Raw genomic sequence first — 8,466 nt, forward strand, 5'->3', positions numbered from 1 at the left:
CAACACGTCAGGCCGTGATGAAACCGGATGAAGAGACCGGAGGGGTGTTCCCCACCATGAAACCCCTGGACTAAATCCGCAGCAGCATGCCGAAGGAGACCCCCTTCTTCGGCATGCTTTTCTGCGTCAATTTGTTTTTACCTTCACATAGGAGGATCTCACCGTGCTGAAACGATGTGCCCGCTGGCTGCGGAACGGGTTTGTCCGGGGCCGGAGCCTCAACGCCACCCGGATTGTGGCGGCCTCCTTCGCCATCATCATTCTGGTGGGCGCCCTGCTGCTCACCCTGCCCATCGCCTCCCGGGACGGGCAGAGCGCCGGCTTTTTTACCGGATTGTTCACCGCCACCTCCTCCAGCTGCGTCACCGGGCTGATCCTGGTGGACACCTGGACGCAGTGGACGCTGTTTGGGCAGGTGGTGATCCTGGCAATGATCCAGCTGGGGGGGCTGGGCTTCATGACGGTGGTGAGCCTCATCTCCTTTGCCCTTCACCGGCGCATCGGCCTGTCCGAGCGGCTTATCATGGTGTCCACCCTCAACCTGGACAGCATGGACGGGGTGGTGCGGGTGGTGCGCCACGCCCTGATGGGCACCTTCCTGCTGGAGGGGGCGGGGGCGGTGCTCATGTCGCTCCGGCTGGTGCCCGACTTCGGCCTGGCCGGCGGGCTGTGGCGGGCGGTGTTCCACTCGGTCTCCGCCTTCTGCAACGCGGGCTTTGACCTGCTGGGGGGCCGCTTCGGGGCCTTCTCCAGCCTGGCGGGCTATCAGGACAGCCCCATCATGCTGGGCACCACCGCCGCGCTGATCGCCATCGGCGGCCTGGGCTTCTTTGTCTGGGAGGACATCCTGCGGGCCCGCTGCTGGGGCAGGCTGTCGGTGTACAGTAAGATGGTGCTGCTCATTACCGGCCTCCTGATTGTGGGCGGCGCGGCCTTCTTCTTCCTGGAGGAGTACCACAACCCGGCCACCCTGGGGGACATGCCCGTGTGGGAAAAGGCCCTCAACGCCCTGTTCCAGTCGGTGACCCTCCGCACCGCCGGCTTTGACGCCATCGGCCAGGGGGGGCTGAGCGAGAGCAGCAAGGCCATGTCCACCATCCTGATGCTCATCGGCGGCTCCTCCGGCTCCACCGCCGGCGGCATCAAGACCGCCACGGTGGCGGTGCTGCTGCTGGCTCTGCGGGCCAACCTGCGGGGCCGGGAGCAGGTCACCTTCCGGGGCCGGGCCATCCCCTTCGGCCAGGTGCTCAACGCCATGACCCTGACCCTGGTGGTTCTCTTTGTGTTTCTGATCGCCTCCATGGTGATCTCCACGGTGGAGGGCCTGCCCTACCTGAACTGCGCCTATGAGGTGGCCTCCGCCATGGGCACCGTGGGCCTCACCACCGGCATCACGCCGGAGCTGACCCGCATCTCCCAGAGCATCCTGATTGTATTGATGTACCTGGGCCGGGTGGGCATCCTGTCCTTCTCCATCGCGCTTATGACCGGCAAGCGGAGGCCGGCCAAGCTCCACTACCCGGAGATCAACGTCATGATCGGCTGACCGGCCGTCACACAGGAAAGGAACGTGCAAGCATGAAAACCTTCGTTGTCATCGGCCTGGGCCGGTTCGGCAGTGCCGTGGCCCTGGAGCTCAGCGAGCTGGGCCACGAGGTGCTGGCCTTGGACGAAAGGGAGTCTTACGTCCAGGAGATCGCCAATAAGGTCACCCATGCGGTGGCCGGCGACGCCCGGGATCCCGCCGTCCTGCGGGCCCTGGGCGTGCGCAACTACGACTGCGCCGTGGTGGCGGTGGGTGAGGACGTGGGCACCTCCGCCCTCATCACCCTGAACCTGAAGGAGCTGGGGGTCAAGCGGGTGATCTGCAAGGCCCAGAGCGACATCCACCGGAAGATCCTGGAGAAGATCGGCGCCGACCGGGTGGTGTTCCCCGAGTACGACATGGGCGTCAAGCTGGCCCAGGGTCTGTCCAGCTCCAACGTGCTTAACTTCATCGAGCTCAGCGACGACTACGGCATTGTGGAGACCAAAATCCCCAAGTCCTGGAGCGGCAAGACCATCCAGGAGCTGGACGTGCGGGCCAGGCATAAGGTGACCATCATCGCCGTGCGCCGGGGGGAGGAGGAGGCCCTCACGGTGGCCCCCGGCGCCTCCTTCCGGCTGGAAAGCGGCGACGCGGTGGTGATCCTGGGCCGCACCGAGGACATCAACCGCCTCCAGGAGCTGTGAGCATGGAGCGCATTACCAGCCGCCGCAACCCGCTGATCACCCGCCTGCGGCGGCTGGGCACGGATAAGAAAGCCCGGCGGGCGGAGGGGCTGTTCCTCTGCGAGGGGGACAAGCTGGTGGGGGAGGCCCTGCGCTGGGGCGCTCAGGTGGAGCTGCTGGCGGCGGCCGAGGGAACCCCCGCCCCCGCCGACTTGCCGGCGCACACCCAGGTGGTGGAGCTGCCGGCGGAGCTGCTGGCCTATGTGTCCACCGTGGACACCCCCCAGAACATGCTGGCCCTGTGCCGTACCCCGGCCCTGACGCCGCCGGAGGCGCTGTCCCCCGGCCGGTACCTGGTGCTGGACGGGGTGCAGGATCCCGGCAATGTGGGCACCATCTGGCGCACCGCCGACGCCTTCGGGGCGGAGGGGCTGTTCCTCCTGCCCGGCTGTGCCGAGCCGTTCTCCCCCAAGACGGTGCGCGCCACCATGGGGGCCTGCTTCCGCCTGAGCGTGTGGGAGGCGGAGCTGGACGGGCTGAGGGCCCTGCTGGCCCGGGCGGGCATGCCCCTCTACGCCACCGCCCTGCGGTCTGACACGTCGGACGTGCGGGAGATCCCTCTGGACAGGGCCGCCGTGGTGATCGGCAGCGAGGGTCGGGGGGTATCCCAGGCGGTGCTGGACACCTGCGAAAAGACGCTGAAAATCCCCATGCGGGAGCGGTGCGAGTCCCTCAACGCCGCGGCGGCGGCCGCCGTGGTGCTGTGGGAGGGCTGGCGCTGATCCCCTCCGTGGGAAAAGGGAGGCAGAACCATGGCGACCTTACCCTATCTCCTGTGGCTCACCGGCCGGGAGGGGCTCCGCCCCGAGACGGCCGCGGCCCTGCTGCGCCGGTTCGGCACGGCGGAGGCGGTGTACTTTGCCGACGAGAAGGAGTTTGAGCTGCTCCAGCTGCCGGGCAGGCTGTGCCGCTCCCTGGCGGACAAGTCCCTGGCCGGGGCGGAGCACATCCTGGCCGACTGCGACCGGCTGGGCATCTTCCTGGTGACCTGTCAGGACGCGGCCTATCCCGAGCGGCTGCGCCAGCTCCACGACTATCCCCTGGTGCTCTATGGGAAGGGAAAGCTGCCCCGGTTTGACGAGGAGCTGGCCATTGCCATGGTGGGCTCCCGGGACTGCACCCCCTACGGGGTGAACATGGCGGGGAGGCTGGGCCTGGAGCTGGCCCGCTCCGGCGCCCTGGTGATCTCCGGCCTGGCCCAGGGGGTGGACGCCGCGTCCCTGAAAGGCGCCCTCCAGGGCGGCGGCACGGTGGTGTCGGTGCTGGCCGGCGGCGTGGATGTGCCCTATCCGCCCCAGAACCGGGGGCTGTACGAGGACGTGATGGCCGCCGGCTGCGTCCTGTCGGAGAATCCGCCGGGTACCGCCTCGGAGGGATGGCGCTTCCCCATCCGCAACCGGATTCTCAGCGGGCTGTCGGTGGGCGTGGTGGCGGTGGAGGCCGCCGAGCACAGCGGCACCCTGATCACCGCCCGGCGGGCCCTGGATCAGAACCGGGAGGTGTTCGCCGTCCCCGGGCCGGCGGACGCGCCCATGAGCGCGGGCACCAACGGCCTGATCGCCCGGGGCGAGGCCAAGCTGACCCGCTCCGCCCAGGACATTCTGGTGGAATTTTCCGGACGCTTTCCCCATAAGCTGCGGCAGGCCCCCCATCTGACGCCGGGGGAGCAGCGGGAGCGCCTGGCGGCCGCCAGGCCCGCCGGGCCCGCCCGTCCGGCCCCCGGGCCCAAGCCGGAGGAGGAGAGGGAGGACGCCCTGCCCCTGCGCCCCCGGTCGGAGCTGGAGCAGATGGGGGATGAGCAGCGTCAGATCTTTTTCCTGCTCAGCGATAAGGCCCTGGTGCCCGACGAGATCGTGGGCCGCACGGAGATCCCCGCCCGGCGGGTGAACACCGCCCTCACCCTGCTCCAGGCGGGGGGATACCTCACCGAGCTGCCCGGCCGGCGGTTCACCGCCGCCGTCCGGTTCCCCGAGACCCAATAGCGTCTGTTCCGCGCCCGCTGGCGCGTTATCATCACGTAAGGAGTATCGTACTGTGGCAAAATCGAATCTGGTGATCGTCGAGTCCCCGGCGAAGGCCAAGACAATCGGAAAATATCTGGGCCCCGGCTACGAGGTGAAGGCCTCCATGGGCCACGTCCGCGACCTGCCCAAGAGCAAGCTGGGCGTGGACGTGGATCACGGGTTTGCCCTGGACTACCAGCCCATCAAGGGAAAGGAGGAGGTCATTGACGACCTGAAAAAGGCCGCCAAGAAGAGTGACAAGGTCTTCCTCGCCACCGACCCGGACCGGGAGGGGGAGGCCATCTCCTGGCATTTGAAGGAAATGCTGAACATTCCCGACGACAAGACCTACCGGGTGACCTTCAACGAGATCACCAAGAAGGTGGTCAACGACTCCATCGCCCATCCCCGTGCCATCGACATGGATCTGGTCAACGCCCAGCAGGCCCGGCGTGTGCTGGACCGCATCGTGGGCTATCAGATCTCCCCCCTGCTGTGGAAGAAGATCCGCCGGGGCCTGTCCGCCGGGCGGGTGCAGTCGGTGGCAACCCGGCTGGTGTGTGAACGGGAGGCGGAGATCAAGGCCTTCGTCCCCCAGGAGTACTGGTCTCTGGACGCGGATCTGGCCCGCATCGCCCCCAACCTGGGGCAGTTCAAGGCCAGCTTCTACGGAAAAGAGAAGAAGGTGGAGCTGAACAGCGAGGCGGAGGTCAACGCCGTCATGGAGGCGGTACAGGCCGCCCCCTTCACCGTCACCGGCGTGAAGCGCCAGGACAAGCAGCGCAACCCGGCGCCCCCCTTCATCACCTCCACCCTCCAGCAGGAGGCCAGCCGCAAGCTGAACATGACCCCCCGGCGCACCATGTCCATCGCCCAGCAGCTCTATGAGGGCGTGGACATCGAGGGGGAGGGCACCGTGGGTCTCATCACCTATATGCGTACCGACTCCCTCCGCCTGTCCGACGAGGCCACCGCCGCCGCCCGGGACTTCATCCTGTCCCGGTACGGCGAGGACTACTACCCCGGCAAGCCCAGGGTGTACAAGACCAAGTCCGGCGCCCAGGACGCCCACGAGGCCATCCGGCCCTCCAACGTGAACCTGACGCCGGAGGACGTGAAGAAGTCCCTCACCGCCGAGCAGTACAAGCTCTACAAGCTGATCTGGAGCCGGTTCCTGGCCTGCCAGATGGCCTCCGCCGTGTACGACAGCGTGTCCATCGAGGTGGCCTCCGCGGGATACACCTTCCGGGCCACCCACTCCGCCCTCAAGTTCTCCGGCTACACCGCCGTGTACGTGGAGGGCAAGGATGAGGAGGAGGAGGCCTTCCAGTCCCCCCTGCCCGATCTGAAGGAGGGGGAGAACCTGGAGCTGAAGGGCCTCACCCCGGGGCAGCACTTCACCCAGCCCCCCAGCCGCTACACCGAGGCCACTCTGATCAAGGCCCTGGAGGAGAAGGGCATCGGACGCCCCTCCACCTACGCCCCCACCATCTCCACCATTCTGGATCGGGAGTACGTGGTGAAGGAGGGCCGCAACCTCCGCCCCACCCCCCTGGGGGAGGTGGTCACCGGACTGATGAAGGACAAGTTCACCGACATCGTGGACACCGCCTTCACCGCCAATATGGAGGAGCAGCTGGATGAGGTGGAGACCGGCAAGGTGGACTGGAAAAGCCTGCTGGGCCAGTTCTACGGCGGCTTTGAGAAGGAGCTGCAGCAGGCCGAGCAGGATCTGGACGGGGAGCGCATCAAGGTGCCCGACGAGGTGTCCGACGTGATCTGCCCCAAGTGCGGCCGCAACCTGGTGTACAAGTCGGGCCGGTTCGGCCGGTTCCTGGCCTGCCCCGGCTGGCCGGAGTGCGACCACACCCAGCCCATCGTCATCGAGATGCCGGGCAAGTGCCCCAAGTGCGGCGGCAAGATCCTGAAAAAGACCTCCAAGCGGGGGTACGCCTACTACGGCTGTGAGAACAACTCCAACAAGGACGAGTCCAAGCGGTGCGACTTCATGACCTGGGATGTGCCGGTGAAGGAGACCTGCCCCGAGTGCGGCCACACCCTGTTCAAGAAGTCGGGCCGGGGCTTCAAGAAGCCCTTCTGCATCAACCCGGAGTGCCCCAATTTCCTGCCGGAGGATCAGCGGGGCTACCGGAAAAAGACTGCCACCGCCGCGGCGGAGAGCCCGGCAGAGGGGGAGCCGCCGGTGGAGGAGAAGAAGCCCGCCAAAAAGACGGCGGCCAAGAAGACCACGGCGAAAAAGACCCCCGCCAAGAAGGCGGCGACCAAAACCGCCGCCAGAAAGGCCCCGGCCAAAAAGGAGGCCGCCGCGAAGAAAACCACCGCAAAAAAGACCGCCGCCCAAAAAGCTCCGGCCGGGGAGACCCCGGCGGAGTAAGCCCGGCGGCGGAGAAAGGGAGAGACCATGAAAATCCTGATGCTCAACGGAAGCCCCAGGCCCCACGGCAACACCGCCGCCGCCCTGGAGGAGATGGAGAAGGTGTTTGCCGCCGAGGGCCTGGAGACCGAGCTGATCCACGTGGGGAACCGGGACATCCGGGGCTGCATCGCCTGCGGCCGGTGTGCGGAGATGGGCAGGTGCGTGTTCGACGATATCGTCAATGAGCTCTCCCCCAAGTTTGAGGCCTGCGACGGCCTGGTGGTGGGCAGCCCGGTGTACTACGCCTCGGCCAACGCCACACTGGTGGCCCTGCTGACCCGGCTGTTCTACTCCACCCCCTTTGACAAGACCATGAAGGTGGGGGCCGCCGTGGTGGCCGCCCGCCGGGGCGGCCTGTCGGCAGCCTTTGACGAGTTGAACAAGTTCTTCACCATCAGCGGCATGCCGGTGGCCTCCAGCCAGTACTGGAACAGCATCCACGGCCGGGAGGCCGGCGAGGCCCGCCAGGACGCGGAGGGCTTGCAGACCATGCGCACCCTGGCCCGCAACATGTCCTTCCTGGTGAAGAGCATTGCCCTGGGCAGAGAGCGGTACGGCCTGCCGGAGAAGGAGGCGTTCCAGCGGACTAACTTCATCCGCTGAACCCAATTGGAGGAGGAACCCATGGAATCGGTTATCGTAATCGGCGCGGGCCTGGCGGGCTCGGAGGCCGCGTGGCAGCTGGCAGAGCGGGGCATCCCCGTGGAGCTGCGGGAGATGAAGCCCGCCAAGATGACCCCCGCCCACCACAGCCCCTGGTTCGGGGAGCTGGTGTGCTCCAACTCCCTGCGCTCCGACCAGCTGGAGAACGCGGTGGGCCTTTTGAAGGAGGAGCTGCGCCGCATGGGCTCCCTGATCCTGTCCTGCGCGGACGCTCACCGGGTGGAGGCGGGGGGCGCCCTGGCGGTAGACCGCCACGGCTTCGCCAGGGCCGTCACGGAGAAGGTGCGCAGCCACCCCCTGATCACGGTAGCGGAGGGAGAGGTCACCGCCCTGCCGGAGTCGGGGAACGTGATCGTGGCCTCCGGCCCCCTCACCTCCGACACCCTGGCCGAGGCGATCAAGGACTTCTTTCCCGAGAGCCATTACCTGAACTTCTTCGACGCCGCCGCACCCCTGGTCACCTTTGAGAGCGTGGACATGGAGTCCGCCTTTTTCGCCTCCCGCTACGACAAGGGCACCCCGGACTACATCAACTGCCCCATGACCGAGGAGGAGTACGACGCCTTCTGGACGGAGCTGTGTGCCGCCCAGGAGGCGGAGGTTCACGGCTTCGAGGACAAGAGCGTCTTCGAGGGCTGCATGCCTGTGGAGGTCATGGCCCGCCGGGGGAAGCAGACCCTGTGCTACGGGCCGCTGAAGCCCCGGGGCCTGCGGGATCCCAGAACGGGGAAGGAGCCCTTCGCGGTGGTGCAGCTGCGCCGGGACAACGCCGACGGCACGATCTACAACCTGGTGGGCTTCCAGACCCACCTGAAGTGGCCGGAGCAGAAGCGGGTGTTCTCCATGATCCCCGCCCTGAAAAACGCCGAGTTCGTCCGCTACGGGGTCATGCACCGCAACACCTACCTGGACTCCCCCCGGCTGCTGGATCGCTACTACCGGGTGAAAAAGGAGCCGCGCATCTGCTTCGCCGGGCAGATCACCGGCGTGGAGGGATACGTGGAGTCCACCGCCTCCGGCTTCCTGGCGGCGGTGGAGCTGGCCCGGCGGCTGGAGGGGAAGCCCCCCGTGGACTTCCCCCAGGAGACCGCC

The 8,466-nt window shown here is 67.1% G+C and carries 7 protein-coding genes; all 7 read left to right on the forward strand.

Going from position 1 to position 8,466, the window contains the following annotated elements:
- Window positions 1-163 precede the first annotated feature (163 nt).
- A complete protein-coding gene (locus QZ378_RS11200) occupies window positions 164-1,546 on the forward strand; it encodes a potassium transporter TrkG (RefSeq protein WP_191379839.1) in 1,383 nt (460 codons plus the stop codon).
- 32 nt (window positions 1,547-1,578) lie between these two features.
- Window positions 1,579-2,232 (forward strand): TrkA family potassium uptake protein, encoded by a 654-nt coding sequence (locus tag QZ378_RS11205; RefSeq protein WP_087236018.1) that lies wholly within the window; start codon window positions 1,579-1,581, stop codon window positions 2,230-2,232.
- Window positions 2,233-2,234: 2 nt separating this feature from the next.
- Entirely contained in the window at window positions 2,235-2,993 is a 759-nt protein-coding gene (locus tag QZ378_RS11210; RefSeq protein WP_291258323.1) for an RNA methyltransferase, read from the forward strand.
- Between the two features lie 30 nt (window positions 2,994-3,023).
- The gene (dprA, locus tag QZ378_RS11215) at window positions 3,024-4,253 is read left to right on the forward strand and encodes a DNA-processing protein DprA (protein ID WP_291258324.1); all 1,230 of its coding nucleotides are present in this window, start codon (window positions 3,024-3,026) and stop codon (window positions 4,251-4,253) included.
- Between the two features lie 52 nt (window positions 4,254-4,305).
- On the forward strand, window positions 4,306-6,669 hold the full coding sequence (gene topA, locus QZ378_RS11220; RefSeq protein WP_291258325.1) for a type I DNA topoisomerase: 2,364 nt from the start codon (window positions 4,306-4,308) through the stop codon (window positions 6,667-6,669).
- Between the two features lie 27 nt (window positions 6,670-6,696).
- The gene (locus tag QZ378_RS11225) at window positions 6,697-7,314 is read left to right on the forward strand and encodes a flavodoxin family protein (protein WP_291258326.1); all 618 of its coding nucleotides are present in this window, start codon (window positions 6,697-6,699) and stop codon (window positions 7,312-7,314) included.
- A gap of 21 nt (window positions 7,315-7,335) precedes the next feature.
- Window positions 7,336-8,466 (forward strand): methylenetetrahydrofolate--tRNA-(uracil(54)-C(5))-methyltransferase (FADH(2)-oxidizing) TrmFO (gene trmFO, locus QZ378_RS11230; RefSeq protein WP_291258327.1); only part of this gene is annotated, 1,131 nt, incomplete at its 3' end.

The sequence above is a fragment of the Flavonifractor sp. genome, assembly GCF_019422385.1.
GTDB lineage: Bacteria > Bacillota > Clostridia > Oscillospirales > Oscillospiraceae > Flavonifractor > Flavonifractor avistercoris.

Coding starts and splice junctions, on each gene's coding strand:
- QZ378_RS11205 (WP_087236018.1), top strand. CDS start 1,579: ATGAAAACCTTCGTTGTCATCGGCCTGGGCCGGTTCGGCAGTGCCGTG.
- QZ378_RS11210 (WP_291258323.1), top strand. CDS start 2,235: ATGGAGCGCATTACCAGCCGCCGCAACCCGCTGATCACCCGCCTGCGG.
- dprA (WP_291258324.1), top strand. CDS start 3,024: ATGGCGACCTTACCCTATCTCCTGTGGCTCACCGGCCGGGAGGGGCTC.
- QZ378_RS11225 (WP_291258326.1), top strand. CDS start 6,697: ATGAAAATCCTGATGCTCAACGGAAGCCCCAGGCCCCACGGCAACACC.